Raw genomic sequence first — 22045 nt, forward strand, 5'->3', positions numbered from 1 at the left:
ATCTTACGGAGTAAGTCGGTCTATAGTATCCTGCAGCTGCCTTCCAAGGGGAGTCTGCAGGGAAATTTCACGTTCAATATTAGTGATACCTTTGATTACGGTAGAATGTCTGCGGCCCAGTCTGGTTCCGATATCCTTAAGGGACAGTTCGGTATGCTTGCGGGCGAGGAAGAAAGCGGTGTTTCGTGCCAGTACAATCTGGCGTTTACGGCTTTTAGAGCGCAACTGATCAGCTGTAAGTTCGTAAGAACGGCAGATATGATCCACGATAGAATCATAGCTGGGCGCGGCTTTGGCAATGGAATAGTTTTCCAGTACCTGCCAGGCCAGTTCCTGCGAAACATCACGGTTGAGCAGTCTTGCCTTCAGCACAAGGTTCTGCAAGCAGCTTTCCAGCTGTCTTACGTCTGTGGTAATACGGTCCGCCAGAAGTTCGGAAATGGAATCCGGAACCTGGGTTCCCAGTCGTATGGCTTTGCTTTCAACGATTCTCTTTCTGGTCTCAAAATCAGGAGTGGAAATAAGTGCCAGCAGACCTGAACTGAAACGGGAAACCAACTGCGGGTCGACCTTATCCAGTTCACGAGGCAGGAAGGAACTGGTCATAACCACCTTGGAGCCGCGCAATTGCAAGCTCTTCAGAGTTTCCAGAATTTCATCCTGCATTTTCTGCTTGCCCTGAAAGAAGTGAATATCTTCCAGAAGCAGGCAATCCACATTGTCCCTGAATTCGGATTTAAAGCGGGAAATCTCACCGGCTTTAAGAGCCAGAACCATTCTGTTTGCGAACTCTTCCGCTGTAAGACAGGCAATGGAAATGTGCTTCTTGTTACTGGAAGCACATAGATTCTTGCCTATTGAATGCAGCAGATGAGTTTTTCCGAGACCGGGAGCGGAGCTCATGAAGAGCTGGTCACCGGGCAGGGAGTTATCACAGAGACTTCTGGATGCGGCGCAGGCAAGTCTGTTGGACTCGCCGATTATGAAATCGTCAAAGGAAAAACGCCAACGGGGAATACGAGTATTGACCACCGCGGAAGACATCATGGGAAGGCCCATGCTTGTCTGTACTGGACGAGCTACCGCAGGTCTGGGTCTATCGACCTTGACCGCGGGCCTTTCTACGGACTTCCTAACCCCAATCTCCACCTTGGGGCTGGTGCCGAGAACCTGCTCGCCAGCTTCTTTGATGTTGTCCATGAGACGGTCCCTAACCCAGGCTGCCACAAAGTCGTTAGGAGCATACAATTTGATTGTATTGCTGCTGACTTCCGCCTTCAGGGGCTTGATCCATACTTTGTACAGACCGGGGTTCAGTCCCTTCTCAAGAAATTTTAGAATTTTATTCCAGCTGTCTCTCATCATGAGGGGTTTACTAATTCAAAGTGAGTATAACCATCAACTCTTGATACGGCGGCAGACGTCCAATGACGCCGGAATGGTTATCTACAACTTAAGTATCTGTTTTTATACATTTTTCCTTTAATGCTAGCAATTCGGTCAGCAAGACCCGAAAGCCCTTAAAGGGCGTAGCTGCTAGCTTTAACAACTTTTTAATTTATATTTTCAACACCTGTGGAAAACTTTTTCCACAGACAAAAATTGAATTTATTCCATATTACGCAAAATTACGTCTTTTCTCTCATTGTTACATTTCTTCTTACTCATTATTTTATATATTAATTTCGTCACTAACATGTAACATTCTAGACGTAAATATTTGTTTTTTAACGACTTACATAAAATAACACAAAATACATCAAGCCTTTATAAATATCCTCTCAAAGACTACAGCTCGCTAAGCCCAGTAAACTAAAGGGTTCTGAGACATGTCACTTTAGAACACTTCACAACAACTTGAAATAAATGACTTTTTATTTTCTTGACACTGCTCAAGCCTTGCAAACAAAGGGTTTTCCCACTCACTAGTTACTGACAGCTATGCATGGAAAGATGCAACAATTGATCGAATAATCAATCTTAGCGACCTCGACCTCTCTGCCAAAATAAAGTTACTTAGAATATAAGCATCTATGCGGTATTTTCTGGTACACGTCGTGAAATTAAGAACTTGTCTTACACACGATAATAGGTCTGGCTGGCTTATTTTCATCTGCTTAAAATCTACCCGAAGCCATTTAGTCTGCTTAAAAAATAAATTTCGACGAAATTCCATGCCATATTTCCTGTTTTAGCCAATTTCGCCCGATTTCAGACAAATTCAGGACAAAAAAAAGCCTGCCCAAAAAACTGGACAGGCATATTAGAAAAATCACTTAATATAAATATAGAAAACTACCGAGAAGCTATACTCTGCGCGGGCATATTATATAATGTAGGAGATTACTCGCCCTTAGTCAGTTGTTTCAGGGTCGGGTAGCGACCACAGGCAAATCTGTCGGCCTCCGGGCAGTATCCCAATTGTTCACAGCTGGCTCCGCCATGCTCGAAAATTGCCGGGAACTCTTCCTTGCATATCTTGAGCATCTTGTCGGCCATCTTCCGAACTTCCCACTGGGCACGCTGGCAACAACGAAGATTGAAAAAATGCATCAGCGAACGGCAGTTCATGGTGATGACAATCTTGGTTTCTGCAGCCTGCGGCAATACAAAACGGGCATCTTCATTAGCTTTGTCTTCGCGCCCGGCATCAACCAGAATCTCACGCAAATCCTTGTAGGCACTGCCTACTTCTTCCATAAACTTTTCAAACCGCTCACGCGCTTCGGGAATCTTTGCGATTGCCGGAGGAATGATATAATCCATATCATTTTCAGCCACATACCGCTGGCTCTGCTGCGAATATGAAGCAATGCGATGGCGAACTATCTGATGGGAACAAGCCCGGGATATCCCTTCAATGGCAAAAGTAAAGCTGACATGCTCAATGGGACTGTCATGGCCGGACTCAAGGACTTTGGAAACAAACGTGGCCTGCTTTTCCTTTTCAATTTCACCGTTCAGGAGCCGGGGCCACATGTCGGCCACAAACCCGGCGTGATAACATTGCCGAAAAGAAGCATAAAGCAGCTCCAAGGCATTGGGGGTCATGGACAACAGTTCCACTCGTAAATCTTTCTCAGGCATATGCGCTCCTTAAATTTATGCCCCCTTCATAAAGGAATTCATACAGGGGCGCAACTTGATATAGGGAGTCGGCTTTAAAAGCAAGCTTCAGAGCCTTAACAGAAAATTATTCGCCTAAATGTCACCTAAAAGCCCATTTTTTCTCTTGCCAGCCGTCATAATATACCCTAACTAACGTCTCCTTATCTCTACTTTAACCAGCCGCTGAGAATTTTGCCCCTATTTTTATACTGTACACTCCGTGCAGGGGATTTTTTTTGGCAAATCTCCGGCGCCGGAGGAATCCGTGACTAATCTTATCCAAAACGACAAAATTAGAAATATAGCTATCATAGCCCACGTTGACCATGGTAAAACAACCTTGGTTGACGGTATGTTCAAGCAGAGCGGACTGTTCCGCGAAGGTCAGGAAGTTGATGACCGCCTCATGGACAGCATGGACCTTGAACGCGAGCGCGGCATTACCATTGCTGCAAAAAACTGCGCCGTTGACTGGAAAGGCGTAAAAATCAACATCATCGACACCCCCGGTCACGCCGACTTCGGTGGCGAAGTTGAACGTTCCCTGTCCATGGCTGACGGCGCCATCCTTCTGGTTGACGCTTCCGAAGGCCCCCTGCCCCAGACCCGTTTCGTACTCAAAAAAGCGCTTGAAGCCGGTCTTAAAATCATCGTTGTCATCAACAAGATTGACCGTGGCGATGCCCGTCCTGACGAAGTACTGGACGAAGTATACGACCTCTTCATCGACCTTGACGCCAACGAAGCACAGCTCGAATTTCCCCTGCTCTACGCAATCGGCCGTGACGGTATCGCGCAGGAAACCCTTGAAGAAAAAGGTGAGAACCTGCACCCGCTCATGGACCTCGTTCTGGAACAGGTTCCCGGTCCTTCTTATGACGAATCCGAACCTTTCCAGATGCTCGTATCCGACCTCGGTTACTCCGACTATCTCGGACGCCTTGCCATTGGTAAGGTAATCCACGGCAGCGCCAAACAGAACGAACCTCTGCTCTGCATCAATGAGAAGGAAGAGCACGTTTCCCTGCGTCTGACCAAAATCCAGACCTACGACGGCGTTTCCTTTGCTGAAACAAAATCAGCCGATCCCGGTGATATCGTGGTTGTATCCGGTATTGAAGACATCACCATCGGTGACACCATCTGCACCAAGGAAGCACCCAAGGCCCTGCCGCGCATCACTGTTGACGAGCCTACCGTTTCCATGCGCTTCACCATCAACACCTCGCCCATGGCAGGTCTTGAAGGCAAGCTGGTTCAGTCTTCAAAAATCCGCGAAAGACTGCACAAGGAAACCCTGCTCAACGTGGCTGTAAAAGTAGAGGAAAGCGATGAGAAAGACAGCTTCATCGTAAAAGGCCGTGGTGAATTCCAGCTGGCTATCCTCATTGAAACCATGCGCCGCGAAGGTTTTGAGCTTTCCGTGGGCCGTCCTGAAGTTATTTACAAGAACGAAGGCGGACGCAAGCTGGAGCCCATGGAGCAGGTCTTCATCGACTGTGAAGAAGCTTTCCTCGGCGTAGTTACTGAAAAACTTTCCACCCGCAAGGGTAAGATGACCAACCTGGTCAACAACGGTAAGGGCCGAGTCCGCATGGAATTCTCCGCACCTTCCCGCGCCCTTATCGGCTACCGCGATGAGTTCCTGACCGACACCAAGGGTACCGGTATCATGAACTCCCTCTTCGCAGGTTATGAAGATTACCGTGGAGATTTCCCCTCCCGTTACACCGGTTCCCTCGTGTCCGACCGTGCGGGTAAAGGCGTTCCCTACGCTATCTTCAACCTTGAGCCTCGCGGTGAAATGTTCATCGAACCCGGTGATCCGGTCTACGAAGGCATGATCGTTGGTGAGCACAACAGGGACAATGATATCAACATCAACCCCACCAAAGAGAAAAAGCTTACCAACATGCGTGCTTCCGGTAAGGATGAGGCTGTAATCCTGACCCCCATCCGTCCCATGACCCTTGAACGGGCCATGCACTTCATCCGCGACGACGAGCTGATCGAAGTAACCCCGGAATCCATCCGCCTGCGTAAGGTTGAACTTTCCGCATCCCAGCGCCACATGGCACGCGGCAAGCAGCTCAAAGCCAAAGGCCAGAAATAAGCACAAGCCGGGGGAGTTTTCTTAAACTCCCCCGGCTTTCCCTTTTCTAGCCAACTTCCCTTTGGCGTCATCTTTTCCGAAGGACTTAAACCAGCCCTTGGGAAAATATATCCGATACCGGCCCGCGCGGCAGCTGAATCGTAAATTTAGTACCCTTGCCCGGTTCAGAATCAATCCTGATGGTCCCGCCGTGGTTGCGGGTAATTATGAAATAAGCCACGGACAATCCAAGCCCGCTGCCGCCATCCGCGCGAGTGCTGAAAAACGGTTCAAAAGCCTTCTTGCTGGTATACTTATCCATACCCGGCCCATTATCCTCAACCTCTATAGTCAGATAGGCGTTATTGCAATATCCACGTACAACTATTTCCGGGCTAATCCCGGAACAACCTTCATCAATAATCGATTGAGCGGAATTCCGCATCAGATTAAACAAAACCTGTTCCAGTTCAGATGAATAACAGAGCACATGCGGCAACTCTTTCTGAAGATCCCTCACAAAATTAATCTTACGGAAATCGCAATCTTCCCCATTGCATAAATCAGCATCAGCAGTTGCAATAGCCCGCTCCACTATCTCGGGAATGGAGCAAAAATCTTTCTTGTCCCCTGATTTACGGCTGAAATTGAGCATATTTACAATTACTTTTGCCGCCCGAGTTCCGGCCTCCTTGATCTCCTCAACCATAGTCAGAATTTTGCGTTCCTTAAGATAACTGCGCACTGAATCAAGTGAAACACCAACTTTCCTCGCAGTTTCAATATTTCCGGGCAAGTCAGGGGAAAGCCTGCGTTCTATATTCTGAGCCGACTGGGTGATGACCCCCAACGGATTATTGATCTCATGGGCCATACCTGCGGAAAGACTGGCCACAGTGGTCATTTTCTCAGTCTGGATCATCAGCTCCTGAACTTTCATCTTATGTGAATAATCGCGTAAAACACCGACCATACGCACCGGAGTTCCGTTAGCATCAAGCAGAAAACTGCCTTCATCTTCAACATAGAGATAACTGCCGTTCTTGCGCCTGAATCTATACACGGAGACAAAAGGAGTTCCCTCACGGATGCACGCTTCAAGCTCTTCCACGACATCTTTACGGTCGTCAGGGTGGATTCTTTCTTCCCAGCCTTTAAGATTCACAGACTGGAATTCACGCTCCTCTACACCGGTGATTTCCAGCACAGCCCCGGACCAGACAATTTCATCAGTCTCAAGGTTCAGATCATAGACCATCTGTCCGGTCTTTTCGGCCATGAGTCGATAGCGCTCTTCACTCTGATGCAATGCCTGTTCGGCCAACATTAGCGGCGTAACATCTGTAATGAATCCTTCAAGAAAACCATCGTCGTCTTCATTCCTGACATCAACGCCCTTTTCCCAGACCCATTTCTCCTCACCGGAAGCTGTCCTGATCTTATAGATCATTTCAAAAGGCTCCCGGTCCTGCACAGCTTCCTGCACACATTCCCAGACGTGGGCCTGATACTGGGGAAGAATTATATCCGCATAAGAAATTTCCCGGTTTCTAAGCATGGCTTCAGGCTTGTAACCGGTCAGCTCAAAGCAACCTTCACTTATAAACTCCATTGTCCAGTTTACATCATTTTTACAGCGGTAGGCCATGCCCGGAAGATTCGCCAGTAAAGTGGCAAGAATTTGTTCCTGACCATATGGGCCTCTTTCAACTTCACTGCTGCGCCCATGCACTCTTCCCTTAAGTACGATGATGCCTGAATCATCATGAAACAGGCCTTTCCAGAGAATCCCCCCCGATTCAGTTACCGATTCAAAACTACCTGCGGGCAATGGATCAGCCTCAACAATGCGATCAGCAAACCTACCCAGCCCCCTTACCAATAAAATTGATGCAGACGGGTCCAGATATTGCCCCGCAGTCAACTGACCTGAAATAACCGCAGCTTCTTCACCACCGATAAATACTATACGTTTATTCTCATCAAGGCCGACAACTACACCGGGATAGTCCTGAGCCAGGAACTCGATCCCCTGCATGATATATCCTTCTAAAGCCACCACGTTTGAAGCACCCTCCAAAGCAGTAAAAATGGAATTCTGGCTTCATTATAGCACACCCGACCTATAAGGACAGCGAAAACTTAAAGATTATAAAACAACACCACCGCCAGGAACTGTTGCCATTCAAGGCTTCCTGCTGTACCAGAATCCAATAAGACTAGACTGTTTACGGAGATTAAAATGGGTTCAAACAATATCTCAGGAGAGGTTATCCTCATCTTCACCGGGGGCACCATCGGCATGAGCGAAAAGCCGGATGCCGGCGGGGTTGTCCCGGACGACAATTTCACCAAACTGCTCAATGAGATCACACCGGACGGACACGACATCAAGATCCGGCCTGTTCTCTGGTCGGACATTCCCAGCCCGCACATGTCCCCGGACAAAATGCTCCAACTGGCTCACGATGTGGAAGATTTTCTGGCCGAAGAGCAGGTGCTTGGCGCAGTAATCCTGCACGGGACCGATTTAATGGCCGAGACCGCCTATGTTTTGGACCTGACCGTGCGTTCACCAAAACCGGTCATACTCACCGGAGCCATGCGTTACTTCAATGAATCCGGCTATGACGGCATCCGCAACCTTGTGGACGCTATCCGTACCTGTCTGCTTCCCCCGCCGGAAGGAACCGATGTCATCATCCAGATGGCCGACAAACTTTTTGCCGCCAAGAACGCCATCAAATCAAGTTCCCTGAACGTTGACCCGTTTATCGGTCAAAACACCGGGAGAATAGGTTTTATCGCCGGAGAATCAGTCATCCTGACCCGGGCCAAACCGGGGCGCAGACCACGCCTGCCCTTCCCGGTTACAGGAATGGCCGACAAAGTCCATCTGGTAGGCTGTCATCCGGGCATGGATTCGACTATACTGGAAAAACTGCTCGAAAGTGGAGCCAAAGGCATAGTTCTGGAAGGATTCGGAGCAGGGAACACCCCGCCCGGGGCAGTTCCCGGAATCGAGAAATGCATCGCAGCCGGAATCCCGGTAGTTCTCTGCACCCGCTGTGTAGAAGGCGGAGTATGGCCCATCTACGCCTACCCCGGAGGAGCCGCCAACCTGAAACAGAAAGGGGTCATCATCGCCGGGGGACTTTCCGCCCTCAAAGCGACCCTGCTTCTGCAAATGCTGCTGGGATCAGGTTGCCCCTGCAACAGGGTTGAAGAGATATTTGCTGAAGAGAGTGTGTAATAAAACAAGAAAAGCCCCGACTAAGTCGGGGCTTTTTAAATATCACTGTGAAGAGTTGCTTAGTCTTCGCGGCTATCGATGATCAGCAGGTGGTAACCGAACTGAGTTTTTACCGGGCCGTGAACTTCCCCAACTGCTTCATTGAACACAACGGTATCAAATTCCGGAACCATCTGGCCGGGGCGGAATTCACCGAGATCACCGCCGCGCTGTCCGGAGGGGCAGCTGGAGTGTTTTTTTGCTACTTCACCAAAATCTGCGCCGTCCTGAATTTGTTTTTTCAGGTCCAGACAGGTTTGTTCATCACTAACCAAAAGATGGCGGGCAGATGCTTTTGCCATGTGTGTGCTCCTGTAAGCTTGAATAAATAATTTTAATAAACCATGTAATCTTGCCATTGCGATTTTATTCATCGCAAAAAATGACCTTGCATGAATATGCGAGGACTGCAAGTTGAAATACTACACCAGAATTATCTACATGTCTTCCAGATCAATGCGCTCCGCCAGCTCAACCAGCGTACGCACGCCGAATCCGCTTCCCCCGGCTGCTCCGGCAGGCGACTTTTTCTTGCGCCATGCGGGTCCGGCAATATCGAGGTGTGCCCACGGGGTATCTTCAGGAACGAATTCCTTAAGGAACATTCCGGCATGGATGGTCATTCCTTCACGGGAACCTACGTTCTTGAGATCGGCTACCTCACTTTTGAGTTCTTCCTTGTAGATATCCCAGAGCGGCATGGGCCAGAACCGTTCACCTACCCGCTTGCCGGACTCCATGACCAGATCCTGCATTAAGGGGGAGTTGTCCATCACTGCCGCCACATTCCAGCCGAAAGCTACAATGCAGCCCCCGGTCAGGGTAGCTATATCGATGATCGCCGCAGGCTCATACTGAGCGGAATATGCAAGAGCATCGCAAAGCAGCAGACGGCCCTCGGCATCTGTATTCAAAATTTCAATGGTCTTGCCGGAAAATGAAGTGACCACCTCGCCCGGACGGGTGGAGTTGGCATCCGGCATGTTGTCGGCGCAAGGCAGGATACCGACTATGGGCAGATCCGGCTTGATTTCACCGATAGCCTGAAAGAAGCCCAGTATTGCTGCTGCCCCGGCCATATCGCATTTCATGTCTTCGATGAATCCGGTGGGCTTAAGAGAAATCCCCCCTGTATCAAAGGTTACACCTTTACCTACCAGTACCAGCGGCTTCTCGCCTTCGCGGTCCTTGGGACAATATTCAAGGATAATCATGCGCGGTTCATCATTGGACCCGCGGAACACGGAAGCATAAGCGCCCATGCCCTTATCGATGATTTCCTTACGCTTCATGACCTTGAACTTGAAGCCGAACTTCTTGGCCATCTTCTTGGCCTCATCGGCAAGATAGACCGGAGTAGCCACGTTGGGCGGCAGGTTGACCAGATCACGGGCATAGCCAATTCCAAGACCCACAGCCTGCCCTTTTGCGAGCATTTCAGTAAGATGAGCCGGAGGTTCTTCTTCGCTCAGGAAACGAACAGTTTCCGGCAGTTCCTTCTTTTCATCCTTCTTGCTCTTGAATTCATCAAAGGAATACAGCCCCTCAATGGCAGCAACTACAAAATGTTCCAGCTTATCTTCAAGAGCAATTCCCTCAAAGGCGGCAAGAGGCACACCAACGGTACGGAATTTCAATTCACGGCATCTCTGGAAAGCACCGCTTACGGCCTGCAGAAATTTATCAACAGCGAAATCCTTTTCCTCGCCAAGCCCGACCAGCAGCACTCTCTGCACAGAAGAATCGGAACCGTAGATTACAGTGGAACTGCCAAGTTCACCGGAGAAATCACTCAAGGCGGGAGACACTGCAACCCAGTCGGCATCAGATGCCATCCATAAAGAAAAACCGCTGAGATGCTCTTCAGAATCTTTAAAAGCAAAAAAGATAACCGCGTCCGCGGACCATGCGGAAGCCGGTTCGGTAACAATATTGAATTCCATAAACTGCTCCATATTGCTGCGCAGAAAATGCGGCGTTATTTAGGGGAAACCTGTTCCACAAAGGAAAAAGTTCCATTCTGATATTTCACTATATCCACACTTTTCATGGGAACCCTAATCCCTTCGGGATAGTAGAATTCACCTGTAACACCTTTAAATCCAGCTGTTTTGGACAAAGCCTCACGAACTTCATCAGGCTTGGCAACACCGGCCTTTTCAATGGCCTGAGCCAGAAGCATGACCGTATCATAGCCGAGAGCGGCGAACCCTGATTCAGGACGGATACCGAACATTCTCTCGTAACTGTCCACAAATTCCTGAACCTGCGGATCAGGATTATCCAAGGCCACATGGGTGGCAAAATAGATTGAATGGGCAAATTCATGAGGGATATCAAGTAGTCCCGGAGTATCAAATCCATCACCGGAGACAATGGGCTGGTTAAACCCGGCCTTACGGAGCTCGGTAACGTACTTGGGCGCATCCGGAGGAATTGAGGAAATGAAAATCAGATCAGGATTCTTTTCCCCCCCTTTGGGCATGGGATATTTACCATCCCCGGAACCATACCAGACCTCATCAACAATAGTCCCGCCATACTTGCGGTAACGGCGCTTGAAATATTTGGAAAGAGTCTTGGTGAACTCATTGGAAATGTCAGTTCCTACAAAACAGCTGGAAGTATCCAGCCTGCGTGTGGCAAATTTAGCAACAGCGCGGGACTGCATATTATCCCCGAAAGCAGTCATGAAGAAATTCTTCCCGTACATGTAGGGAAGGTTCTGCATGGTCGCCCCGGCAGTAATGAAAATGATGTCCTTTGCAGTTACGGCAGGGGCCGCAGCCATTACATAATCTGTGTCATTTAGTCCAATAACAGCAACCATATCATCCTGACCGGCCAAGGCTTCTGATGCCATTGCCGCCGAATCGAGATTTGAACGGCAATCGGAAACCACAAGACTCAGCTTGCGGCCCATAATTCCGCCCCCGGAATTTATGATTTCCTTGGCCAGCTCCATGCCGTGCAATCCGGGACGGTCAATGGCAGCCATTCCCCCGGTAAGGTTATAGAGCACCCCGACCTTGATGATTTTCTCTCCGGCAAAAGCGGGCGTGCACAAAAGTATCACAGCAAGCAAACTGCCCAACAAACGAAACCACATATATCCTCCTTAAAATACATAACAATTAACACTTGATCTTTTCTGATATTTACCCGCAACCGGAAGGCACAGGCAACCTGAATTTTGCTTGTAGAGCCGAAATTATCAATCCTTATTGCCGAGTTTGGCCTGCTGGGCCTCCAGAAAACGTTGAAATTTGTTTAATTCCGCCTCCCGCTTCTGCGGCACCAGAGGAAATTCAGCTTCCTCGCGGTAACGCTTCTCTGCAATAGACCTGCTGACCGGAATCTCAGCGGTTCCCTGCCAACCGGCATCATCACGAACCAGTTTGCGGATATAGCTCACACCCAGAAAAGCCCGGGTAACGCGACTGTTATCACGAAGTTTACGCATATCCTTGAACTCGGCCCTGGCAGAGACATCACGTACAACCTTATCGAGACAGACCATTTTTTCCGGCATATGCATCTGCTCAAATACCGCGGCATGATTATTAAGTATATGCCCGCGCTCCCCGGCTGCAACCGGGTCAATGTAAAATGCATTGTAAAGGCCGGACTGATCATAAACCGAAAGATCACAGGAAAGATCAATGCCCACCCCGCAGGTCAGGCAGGAGACATCTCTGTGCCGTGGCAAAACATCGCGCTTGAACCATTCCTCACTGTTGACCGGATCGGTAATGGCCTTCTTATTCTCAGGAGCAAATTCACGCACCGGGGAACGCATCATGGTCCCGGCCATAAGTTCGCTGACCTGCATCCATGCGGCCACCCCGAGCACTCCCTTGAAATCCCTGCGCCTGCGCCGGGCAAGCAGAAACAGGCCTCGATAAAGACGGTCAAGAGTTGTTCCGCCCTCCTCTGTGGATTCAAACATTATATATTCATTGAATCCACCGGAAAGGGTCAGGTTAAAAGGGGTGCGGATCATCACAGATCCGGTATCGTTGCGGGGGACAAGAAAATCTGCAAGATCATGACCGTCCGTAGGAAGCCATGCCATGGTCCCGCCAATTGTGATCATGGAACCGAGCACCTTCATATAATCATCCGGCACGTCCCCAAGCCCGCCCACACCTATTGAATATTCAGTCTGGGAAAAACCACGGGAAAATATTCGCGTCTCATCTACTCGGGAATGAAAAACATCTGCGATTGAACCGATAACCTTCAGCTCGGAAGGAGAATTCTCACCGGGAACAAAACGGAATTTCCCAATGGGTGAGTCCGCTGTTTCCATACTCTCCCAATTATCCAGGGCCTGCCGCTCCCACTGGACTGATTGCAGAAAGCTCATTGCTTCACTGCGAGTAGGGAAAATATTCAGAGAACTTATCATTCCGGCTGTATCAAGCACATTACGGCAGTAAGAACAAAGAGCGCAAATAGCCAACGCACCGTTACGGCGGTGCAATATCTTCATGGTCCGCACTATGGACCGAATACCGGCACTGCTCAGATAGCGAACATCGGTCATGTCGAAAGCCATGCAGGCCAGTTCTTCGTCTGCGAGGATATTCTTAAGGGTACTTTCCAGTTCACCGGCTCCAAAAGCGTCTATCCTTCCGCTCATACCGACAACAACTGTATCCCCGTGTCTGTGCACTGTAATTTCCATTCACAACTCCTGTTCAACTTCATCAGGAATATGTTATCAGATTCAGAATCAACATAGACATAAGCATAGTGGATTGTGAAGTTGCTTCTGGAAAAACTGTACTATTTTTTCCCGCTCTGATAATTATGTCTATAAGAGGGAGAACCATGAAACGAATCCTGAACAAGTTCATACCTGACACTGAAACCGGTGAGTTCCTGAAGCAGGCACTTGAAGACCGGAACCTGACTATGAAGGATGTTCTTCACGGATATATGTACATTCGCTGGCCCAAAGCCTACATCGGAGCCGCGTTGGGCGAGAACAATCTGGCTCCTATAGCTGAGTTTTTTACCAGTCTGGTCGCATCTCCCAAAGACAAAAAAAAGCGTCAAAAACTCAAGGACGACTTTGCGCAAAGCTATCATGGAAAAGTCATCCCCACTGAAGAAGCTATAAAACTTGTCAAAATAAAGAAACAAGTACGCACTACCTTGCCGGAACGGGTTCTGCCCTATGAAAAAGCCCGCGACATTATCTTGCAGCATCCAGAACATATAGTGCTTTTTGAGTGCCCCTGTCGGGCTTCACGAGAAAAACCATGTTACCCGCTTGATGTATGTATGATTGTGGGTGAACCTTTTGCTTCCTTTGTGGCTAAAAACCACCCGGAAAAGTCACGGCGAGTCACCGAAGACGAAGCTGAACGCATTCTGGAAGCGGAAAATGCACGGGGACATGTGCACCATGTTTTTTTCAAGGATGTTATGCTGGGCAGGTTTTACGCTATCTGCAATTGCTGCAGTTGCTGCTGCGGTGCTATGGAAGCAATGCGCAACGGTATCCCCATGCTGGCACCTTCCGGCTATATCGCCGTGGTGGACCCGCAAAAGTGCATCGGCTGCGGTCAATGTATGGAATACTGCCCCTTCGGAGCGATGCATTTGCGTGATAAACGCATGCGTATAGATCCCAAGAAATGCATGGGCTGCGGAGTGTGTACCAACAAATGCCGCAAGGACGCTCTGCGTCTGGCACGCAATAAGAAACACCCCGAACCTTTGCTGATCGATAAGCTTTAATAGAAAAATCAGCCAGAACTAGCCGTCAGGAAAAGAGCGCCTGAGTTCGAGAATATCATCCAGATTCTCAAAGAACAGATCAGTCAGGTGCGGATCAAACTGCTTGCCTTTGCCCTTTTCAAAATAATCTTTGATTTTATCAATAGGCCAGGCTTTCTTGTAGACTCGTTCACTGCCCAAGGCGTCAAATACATCAACAATACCGGTAATTCTTCCGTAAACATGAATATCCTCACCGGCAAGCTGACGGGGGTATCCTTCGCCATTCCACCACTCATGATGCTCAAAGGCCACAATAGCAGCAGCTTTGAAGATGGGACGTTCGGAATGCTTTAAAATTTCATGGCCGATGGTGGTGTGAGTCTTGATCAGTTCAAATTCTTCGGGAGTAAGCCGTCCGGGTTTATTGAGCACTGTATCGGGGATTCCGATCTTGCCCACATCGTGCATTGGTGAGGCGAGGCGCAGTAAATCGGCTTCTTCCTCGCTCAAACCGTAACGGCGGGCAAGGATATAAGAAAGCTCGGCAACCCTGCGCACATGGTTGGCGGTCTCGTTGGAACGATTCTCCACAACTTCGCCAAGGGTCAGGATAACTTCTTTCTGGGTTTCAATGACCTCGTCCTGAATCGCCATCAACGCATCCTGAGCCTCACGGCGAACTTTAATCTCATTACGCAGATCTTCGGTCCGTTTTTCCACCTCAGCTTCAAGATGTTCCTTGTAGCGACGGTTTTCCTTGATCAGGGTAGCTCGTTCAAGGCCCTGCCCCAGAGCATGTTCCAGAATATTCAGGTCAACAATGGGTTTAGTGACGAAATCCCAGGCTCCAAGTCGAACCGCCTTGATGGCGTCCTGAATCAATCCGGCTCCGGAAACTACTATGATCGGAGTATCCGGGCTTTCCGCTGAAACTTTTGTAAGGACCTCAAAGCCGTCAACCTTAGGCATATTCAAGTCAACCAGAACAGCATCAGGATTTTCACGCCTGAAAATCTCCAATCCTTCCTCACCGTCTCCTGCATCGATAATGTTGAAGCCGGAATCACTCAAGTAGTCACTGATTGTTTCCCTTACAAAATCTTCATCATCAATAACGAGGATAGTTAATTCTGAATTATCCAATGCTTACCCCTGCTCATTTTTACTATGCAATAACAAGTTCCACCATTAGATTAAGACATAGCAAAAAAACAATATATTTAAAACCGTTATTCTATGAACATCATACACTAGGTCAAACACAAAAAAACACCGAAAAGAAAATACTTTCCGGTGTTTTACATTCATTTATCTACATTTTGAGCAATTAATCTTCAAAACGTTTCATGGAGATGATGCTGATGGGATCAACCGGAACATCGTCCATGGGACCGTAAGAACCGGTCTTTACTTTTTTGATTTTCTCAACAGCTTCCATGCCATCGATAACTTTACCGAATACGCAGTAGCCCCAGCCCTGCGGATTCTTTGCAGTGTGGTCGAGGAAACCGTTATCCTTCACATTGATGAAGAACTGGGAGGTTGCAGAATGAGGATCCATGGTACGAGCCATGGCGAGGGTGCCAAGTTCATTCTTGAGGCCGTTATCAGCTTCGTTCTCTACAGGCTCGTGAGTGTCTTTCTGCTTCATGGAGAAGTCGAAACCGCCGCCCTGAACCATAAAGTTATTGATAACTCTGTGAAAGAGAGTTCCTTCGTAAAAGTCTTCATCTACATAACGCAGGAAATTCTCTACGGTTTTGGGGGCTTCTTTTTCGAAAAGCTCAATCAGGACTTCACCTTCAGGTGTTTCCATCAGTACCATGGGATTGGACATATTAAGTTCCTCCGATTTTTTATCTTACTTTATTCCCCCTCGTAGGGGATTTATCATCTACAATAAAACGTAAAAGTACGCTACTCCGAGCAACATAAGCATCAAACTGGGAATGACAACCTTTTTCCATGCATCGACCATATCCACCTTGAAATATTCGCAAGTCAAAAGGAAACAAATGTGCAGCGGAGAAGCCATAATCCCGGAAAAGCCTGAAAACATACACAAAACAGCCCAAGCCGGAAGCTGGTCCTGCAAGCCGGAAGCATGTACCAGCCCGACTACCAACGGCATGGCTGCGCCAACAAAAGCCAGAGTAATACCGGCGATAAAACCGACCAGAAACGGAACAAACACCGCCGCGGCAATCAGTGCGGCCTCCCCTCCTGCAAGACGGGCCAATTCATCTACAACCCCGCATGCCCCAAGAATATCCTTAAACACAAACACGCAGACAATCATGAAAATCATGTTCAGGAATCGCTTCTCAAACAGCAGGGCCCGGATAATGGACATTGAACCGGGGTTGGCAAATAAGGAACAGAGAACAGCCGCCAACAAAGCCAGAATGATTCCGATTTCAAACGGAATACCCGGTAAAATCAGACTCAACAATGTCTCAAAGAGAAATGCACCGCCAATGGCAACAATAAGCGGCAACCCTTCTTTAAGTACAATTCTGAAATCACGACCGTTAGCGGAAACGTCGGCTTCCTGCCCATTGTTTTTCATAGGCAGGACAGAAGGACGCAAATAGAAAAAACAACCCAGCCCGATACAGGCAAAAGCTCCGGGGAATGTGTAGCCTATATATTCAAAAATACTCATACCACACAACGAGGCGGCCAGAATCATACCCGGATAAAGAGGCCAAGTGAGCTCCCAGACGTGCCGGAACCAATAGTTGATGACCACCTTATCCCGGCCTGAAACATCAAGGCCGCTGGCTGCTTCCTGAATCATCGGAGCGGAAAAAATAGCCCCGCCGGGCATTGGCAGAAGACCGATAAGTGCCGGAAAAAATACCAGTCTCAAACGGGGACTTTTCAGATATCCGGTCAGGGAATTCATAATCCGTCCCGCTTGTCCTGTTTTCTCCAGCAAACCTGATAAGATCATGATCAAAGCCACGATCAAAGCGAGAAATATTGTCTTATCGTCTGCCAGAGCATCGGCACTGACCTTAACAACCTCGCCTAACTTCATGGAAGTAAGCAAAGCCAGAACTCCGCCCCCGGCCAGAATGGACGGGCCGACACCAAGCCTGAGCCTGATTCCGGCCAACATACATATAAAAACAAATATGATTTTGAACAACGGAAGGAGATTTTGCAGAAAATCCATAGATCACCCCGGACGCAAAGAGGGTTAACGGCCCGCAACACGCAAGAAAAGACATCAGCAAAGGACACAGGAGGGGGAAGACATTATTCTTCCTAAAATGGCAATACTTCAAAAAGCTTGATTACTCAATCAGGGAATCAAAGCCAGATTCTTACGGGCAAGTTTGTTATCCGGATCAATCTGCAAGGCCCTACGCAACCATTCTTTAGCCGATGAATTGTCTCCACGCATGTAATAAAGAAGTCCCATATTGATCATATGGTTGGGCTGCTGCGGTTCCAACTGCTGAGCCTTGCGAATGTCGGCTATAGCAGATTCGAATTTGCCCTGTTGCATATATACAATTCCACGGTTGCCGAGGGCAGGGGCATAATCCGGGTTAATCTGCAACGCACGCTGATAAAGATCCAAAGCGGTATAAGGATCACCTTTTCTGCTCAGAATGGAGGCAAGGCTGGTCATGGCCTTGTAATGGGAAGGGTCAGCCTCGAACGCGGCTTTAAAATGTTTTGCCGCCTCAGTATAATTCTTTTCCCGCTCCAGAAGGTTTCCGTAATTGTAATGCATGTGGTGGTTATTCTTGGTCACTGCCAAAGCGTGGGTGTAGAGAGCTTTGCTGTCCTTCCAGTGTCCGGCCTGAGTGTAGGCCCCTGCCAGCAGCACCACAACCACGGCAGCCCCCGCCGCAAGGACAGTTTTTCCGGGAATACGGCCTTCACGGACCAATCGCGCCACTCCGAAAGCGATGAACATGTAAATTCCCATAAAAGGAATGTATGCATAGCGGTCTGCCATGGACTGGTCGCCAACCTGTACCAGTCCAATCACCGGGACGAGTGTACCCAGATACCAGAACCAGCCCACTGCACCGAGGTGAAATTTTTTAATGAAACGGACCGCAACTGCGGAAATTGCAAGAATGAGTAAGGCTGCCAGTGCAGGTTTCCAAACTGGAATCTCATGCGGGTAAGGATAAAAAACCGCCAGATTAACCGGGGCTACAAGTTCACCGAGATAAGCCACATAGGAGACAAGCGCGTTTGAGACACGCAGGCTCAGAGGGAAAGATTCCACGGTCTGCATGGCTCCGCCACCCTGCTGAGCCATAACAGTCAAAACAGACGACAGAATCGAAAGCCCGAAGAGAGGCAGTTTCTCAACAATCAGCTTGGCAAGCTGTGCCAGAGGATTCTTAGCAAAATCCACCCTGTTCAGGGGCCATATATCCAGCAGGACCAGAGCCGCAGGCAGGGTCACCACCATAGGCTTGGCCAGAATCCCCAGTCCGGTAAAGAAAAAAGTCAGCCCGTAGGCACCCATATTTCTATCTTTGGCCCAAACCAGCCAGCTATGCATTGCGCTGAGCCAGAAAAATGTGGAAAGCACATCCTTGCGCTCTGCAACCCAAGCCACAGATTCCACATGGACCGGATGTACGGCAAAAAGAGCGGCTACAAAAAATGAAGGTATCAGCCCGTCTTTATCAAATCCGCGAGTTGCCTTGAGCAAAAAGAAAAAAAGCAGCAACACGTTGCAAAGATGAAAAAAAACGTTGACCAAATGTCGCGCCCCAGCGGAATCCCCAAACAGCGAGGTATCGAGCATGTGCGAAACAACGGTCAGTGGATGGTAGTTGGCAAGTTGAAAGGTGCTGAAAGCCCAGCCGATGTTCTCGGTGGAAATTCCCTGCATAACCCGCTGATTGTTGGTTACATAGCTGGCATCGTCATAGGTAACCAGCTCAAACCCACCGCACTGCCCATAGACAATGAGTACCAGCGAGGAAAGAATCGCCGCAGCAATCAAGGCTTTCTTCATTTCATTTCCAACTTTCGCACCGCTCATGATTATTCCGCCTGTCCTTTTCTGGGAACGTTCTTCAAAAAGTCACTTTTCAGCCATCCCAGTCTGTAACCTAAGGTTTCGCAGGAACAGCGCAGTACGCCCAGACCGTATTTAACAGAACGGGCAAAGCTGATCGAAGAGGAGTCATCCATGTACCGGGTCGGACAGGTAACTTCCCCGATGTCATAGCCGGAATAAATAATCTGGCAGAGCATCTGGTTATCAAAAACAAAATCATCGCTGTTATCTTCAAAAGGAATGCTTTCCAGCAATTCACGGGAAAAAGCCCGGTAACCGGTGTGGTATTCAGAAAGATGATAACCCACCAGCAGGTTCTGGAACCATGTCAAAGCGCGATTGGAAATATACTTGTAGAGAGGCATGCCGCCTTTGCGCGCCCCGGTACCCAGAATTCTTGATCCGAGCATGCAATCAAAAACTCCGTTGGCAATGGGCGAAACCATGGCTGAAATAATCAGCGGGGTGTACTGGTAATCCGGGTGAACCATGACGACCACATCGGCCCCCATTTCAAGGGCTGTGCGGTAACAGGTCTTCTGATTCCCACCGTAACCGGTATTACATGTATGAACCACAGTCTTAATGCCAAGGCTTTCAGCCTGTGAAACAGTATCGTCGCGGCTGCAGTCATCAACCAGAAGAATTTCGTCCACCACATCTGCAGGCAGCTCGTCCAAGGTCTTTTTCAGGGTAGATGCTGCATTATAAGCAGGCATAACCATTACGACTTTTTTATCATTAACCATTTTTTAGTTCTCTCCTGAGATTTACTGCCTTAAATATTTATATGCACTTTAAGTGCTTCTATTCCTGATTGGATTTTGGCTTACCACCAAAGCACGATCCTAATCAAGTTATGCTGTTGCCTGCTCTCCCTCTTTTTAGTAACCAGACATCAGTTTTTTAATGAACTTTGCAGCAGGAGACAAACAATGCAGGAAGCGGAAATCAAAAAATATATCTATAAAATCATCATGGATAAATGCACTGCCGATGAAGAAGCACGTCAGGATGCTCTCGGAGAATTCATCGCCATGACCATGCCTAATATTGATGAAGGCGCGGTACGCAACATCAAATCCATGATCCCGCCCATTACCGATCTTTATGATAAGTGGGCCAACATGTTTGTCGAGCGTCTGCTGGAAACCGTACCCCGCAACCAGATTGAAGAACTTTGCAGCGGCACCCCGGACAACGACTCCGCTCTGGTGCTGGTCTACATCATGTTCATGGAATCAGAGCGCATGGAAAAACAGGTAGCTGAAGACATCGCAGCATTCGCTCCCTCTCAGGACGATGAAGCCGGGAATATAGCCAGTGCCTACATCCGTTCCAAGCTGACACTCATTGCCGAAGAGCAGAAAAAGAAAGACGCGATAATCCAGTAAAGGAGGCTGAAAATGTTCAGCAAAGCAATTGTCAGGACCCCGGCGGAAAGCCTCGGGCAGGGAATTACCGAAGCTGGCCTGGGCTGCCCGGACATGGAACTGACCCGTGCCCAGCACAAAAATTACATTGAATATTTTGAACAGGCCGGAATCAGTGTGACCGTACTGCCTGCGGTAGAAGAATTCCCGGATTCCGTGTTTGTGGAAGATACCGCGGTCATGATTCCGCATGGAAATGAAACCGCAGCATTTCTGACCTGCCCCGGAGCTGAATCAAGACGCGGCGAAATAGATGCAATTGACGCAGCAATCGCAGACCAGACAGACGCCGTTATCCGTATGCAGGGTGACGGGCTCATGGAAGGTGGCGATGTACTGCTCATGGGCAAAACATTTTACGTGGGCATAGACAGCCGCACCAATGCACAGGGGTGTGAGCAATTTGCCAAAGCCGCTGCCAGATTCGGATACAAGACTGTTCCAGTACCCTTTGATAACGGCATGCCCCATCTCAAGACCGAGCTATCGGCCCTTGATGAGGAAACCCTGATTATGAGCGCCCGTTTTGCCGAGCGCGAGGAATTCGCCGGTTTCAAAAAGATTATCGTACCCGAAGGCGAAGAGTACTGCTCCAACTGTCTACACCTGGGACAAAAGCTGCTCGCTCCGCAAGGATTCCCAAAAACAGCAGAACTGCTGGATAAAAACGGATTCAATCCTGATTTTATCGACATGTCAGAGTTCCGCAAAATGGACGGCGGACTGACCTGTTTATCTTTACGCTGGTAAAATTAAAAAGGCGTGGTGATTACAATCACCACGCCTTTTTTTCATTAAATAGCAATCTTCTCTAAAACATCCTGCAAAATTTCTTCTTCGCTCTGATCCGAACGCACAATGTGGTGCGCGGCTTCCATGAAGCTTGGCTCAAAGCGGTTGAGCATCAGCGAAATCTGTTCTCGGGCATCGTCTGAACCGTCAGAGGCATTCAGCAGACTCATGAAATCGCACATGATAAACATGACCTTGCCGTTATCCTTGAGCATCTGACGAACTTTCTCGGACTTGGCGGCACCGCGCGGCAGGCTTACGATCTGATTATCACCCCCGGCAACCTTTTCCAGCACCGGATTACCGTCACTGCGGCTGACCATAACATATTTCCGACCCAGCTTATCAGCAACCTTGGCGGCAATGGATTTACGCAATTCGTCATTCAAACACAGGATAAACACGTTGCCTGAATCGCGCCCGCCTATGAGCATATTCTTTGCCATTCCCGGCACATAAACACTTTTCTTTTCCTGTTCATCAACAACATACTCAATGTCAATCATTTCAATATATTCTTTCGCCATTTCAATTCCTTATATTTCACAAGA

18 protein-coding genes are annotated in these 22045 nt (G+C 48.6%); 5 read left to right on the forward strand and 13 right to left on the reverse strand.

The window, feature by feature from the left end; all coding sequences use genetic code 11:
* Positions 1–3: 3 nt before the first annotated feature.
* Complete coding sequence (locus ACNI23_RS11800) at positions 4–1365, reverse strand: chromosomal replication initiator protein DnaA (RefSeq protein ID WP_420248912.1); 1362 nt, start codon at positions 1363–1365, stop codon at positions 4–6.
* A 978-nt stretch (positions 1366–2343) separates the two neighbouring features.
* Positions 2344–3087 (reverse strand): FAD-dependent thymidylate synthase, encoded by a 744-nt coding sequence (gene thyX / locus ACNI23_RS11805; protein ID WP_420248913.1) that lies wholly within the window; start codon positions 3085–3087, stop codon positions 2344–2346.
* Positions 3088–3373: 286 nt separating this feature from the next.
* Here thyX and typA point away from each other — a divergent pair, with 286 nt between their 5' ends.
* On the forward strand, positions 3374–5221 hold the full coding sequence (typA, locus tag ACNI23_RS11810; protein ID WP_420248915.1) for a translational GTPase TypA: 1848 nt from the start codon (positions 3374–3376) through the stop codon (positions 5219–5221).
* An 85-nt stretch (positions 5222–5306) separates the two neighbouring features.
* Here the strand turns inward: typA and ACNI23_RS11815 are convergent, their stop codons facing one another.
* Positions 5307–7259 carry a PAS domain-containing protein gene (locus tag ACNI23_RS11815; protein WP_420248917.1) on the reverse strand — a complete coding sequence of 651 codons (1953 nt, stop codon included), beginning with the start codon at positions 7257–7259 and terminating at the stop codon, positions 5307–5309.
* Positions 7260–7442: 183 nt separating this feature from the next.
* Between ACNI23_RS11815 and ACNI23_RS11820 the strand changes: the two genes are divergently transcribed.
* Positions 7443–8453, forward strand: coding sequence for an asparaginase (locus tag ACNI23_RS11820; protein WP_420248919.1), 1011 nt, complete (start codon positions 7443–7445; stop codon positions 8451–8453).
* A 59-nt stretch (positions 8454–8512) separates the two neighbouring features.
* Here the strand turns inward: ACNI23_RS11820 and ACNI23_RS11825 are convergent, their stop codons facing one another.
* The 4 genes from ACNI23_RS11825 to ACNI23_RS11840 form a co-directional block, all read right to left on the reverse strand.
* Positions 8513–8794, reverse strand: a complete 282-nt coding sequence (locus tag ACNI23_RS11825) for a peptidylprolyl isomerase (RefSeq protein WP_015853060.1) — start codon at positions 8792–8794, stop codon at positions 8513–8515.
* Positions 8795–8929: 135 nt separating this feature from the next.
* Positions 8930–10435 (reverse strand): leucyl aminopeptidase, encoded by a 1506-nt coding sequence (locus ACNI23_RS11830; protein ID WP_420248921.1) that lies wholly within the window; start codon positions 10433–10435, stop codon positions 8930–8932.
* A gap of 35 nt (positions 10436–10470) precedes the next feature.
* Positions 10471–11601 (reverse strand): ABC transporter substrate-binding protein, encoded by a 1131-nt coding sequence (locus tag ACNI23_RS11835; RefSeq protein ID WP_420248923.1) that lies wholly within the window; start codon positions 11599–11601, stop codon positions 10471–10473.
* A gap of 105 nt (positions 11602–11706) precedes the next feature.
* The gene (locus ACNI23_RS11840; RefSeq protein ID WP_420248925.1) at positions 11707–13182 is read right to left on the reverse strand and encodes an STAS domain-containing protein; all 1476 of its coding nucleotides are present in this window, start codon (positions 13180–13182) and stop codon (positions 11707–11709) included.
* A 146-nt stretch (positions 13183–13328) separates the two neighbouring features.
* On the opposite strand from ACNI23_RS11840, the gene ACNI23_RS11845 reads away from it, so the two are divergent.
* Positions 13329–14243 carry a 4Fe-4S binding protein gene (locus tag ACNI23_RS11845; protein WP_420248927.1) on the forward strand — a complete coding sequence of 305 codons (915 nt, stop codon included), beginning with the start codon at positions 13329–13331 and terminating at the stop codon, positions 14241–14243.
* 18 nt (positions 14244–14261) lie between these two features.
* Here ACNI23_RS11845 and ACNI23_RS11850 read toward each other — a convergent pair whose 3' ends face one another.
* The 5 genes from ACNI23_RS11850 to ACNI23_RS11870 form a co-directional block, all read right to left on the reverse strand.
* Positions 14262–15368: an HD domain-containing phosphohydrolase gene (locus ACNI23_RS11850; RefSeq protein WP_420248928.1), complete on the reverse strand. Its 1107-nt coding sequence runs from the start codon at positions 15366–15368 to the stop codon at positions 14262–14264.
* Positions 15369–15552: 184 nt separating this feature from the next.
* On the reverse strand, positions 15553–16062 hold the full coding sequence (locus ACNI23_RS11855; RefSeq protein ID WP_420248929.1) for a peptidylprolyl isomerase: 510 nt from the start codon (positions 16060–16062) through the stop codon (positions 15553–15555).
* Positions 16063–16119: 57 nt separating this feature from the next.
* Complete coding sequence (locus ACNI23_RS11860; protein ID WP_420248930.1) at positions 16120–17406, reverse strand: DUF401 family protein; 1287 nt, start codon at positions 17404–17406, stop codon at positions 16120–16122.
* Positions 17407–17535: 129 nt separating this feature from the next.
* Entirely contained in the window at positions 17536–19251 is a 1716-nt protein-coding gene (locus ACNI23_RS11865; protein ID WP_420248932.1) for a tetratricopeptide repeat protein, read from the reverse strand.
* Between the two features lie 2 nt (positions 19252–19253).
* A complete protein-coding gene (locus ACNI23_RS11870) occupies positions 19254–20018 on the reverse strand; it encodes a glycosyltransferase family 2 protein (protein ID WP_420248934.1) in 765 nt (254 codons plus the stop codon).
* A gap of 186 nt (positions 20019–20204) precedes the next feature.
* Between ACNI23_RS11870 and ACNI23_RS11875 the strand changes: the two genes are divergently transcribed.
* Positions 20205–20663 (forward strand): hypothetical protein, encoded by a 459-nt coding sequence (locus tag ACNI23_RS11875; RefSeq protein WP_420248936.1) that lies wholly within the window; start codon positions 20205–20207, stop codon positions 20661–20663.
* Positions 20664–20675: 12 nt separating this feature from the next.
* Positions 20676–21452, forward strand: a complete 777-nt coding sequence (locus tag ACNI23_RS11880) for a dimethylarginine dimethylaminohydrolase family protein (protein WP_420248938.1) — start codon at positions 20676–20678, stop codon at positions 21450–21452.
* Between the two features lie 44 nt (positions 21453–21496).
* Here the strand turns inward: ACNI23_RS11880 and ACNI23_RS11885 are convergent, their stop codons facing one another.
* The gene (locus ACNI23_RS11885; protein ID WP_420248939.1) at positions 21497–22021 is read right to left on the reverse strand and encodes a shikimate kinase; all 525 of its coding nucleotides are present in this window, start codon (positions 22019–22021) and stop codon (positions 21497–21499) included.
* Positions 22022–22045: the final 24 nt, after the last annotated feature.

This window comes from Maridesulfovibrio pacificus (SeqCode) (genome assembly GCF_048612815.1).
Classification (GTDB): Bacteria; Desulfobacterota; Desulfovibrionia; order Desulfovibrionales; family Desulfovibrionaceae; genus Maridesulfovibrio; species Maridesulfovibrio pacificus.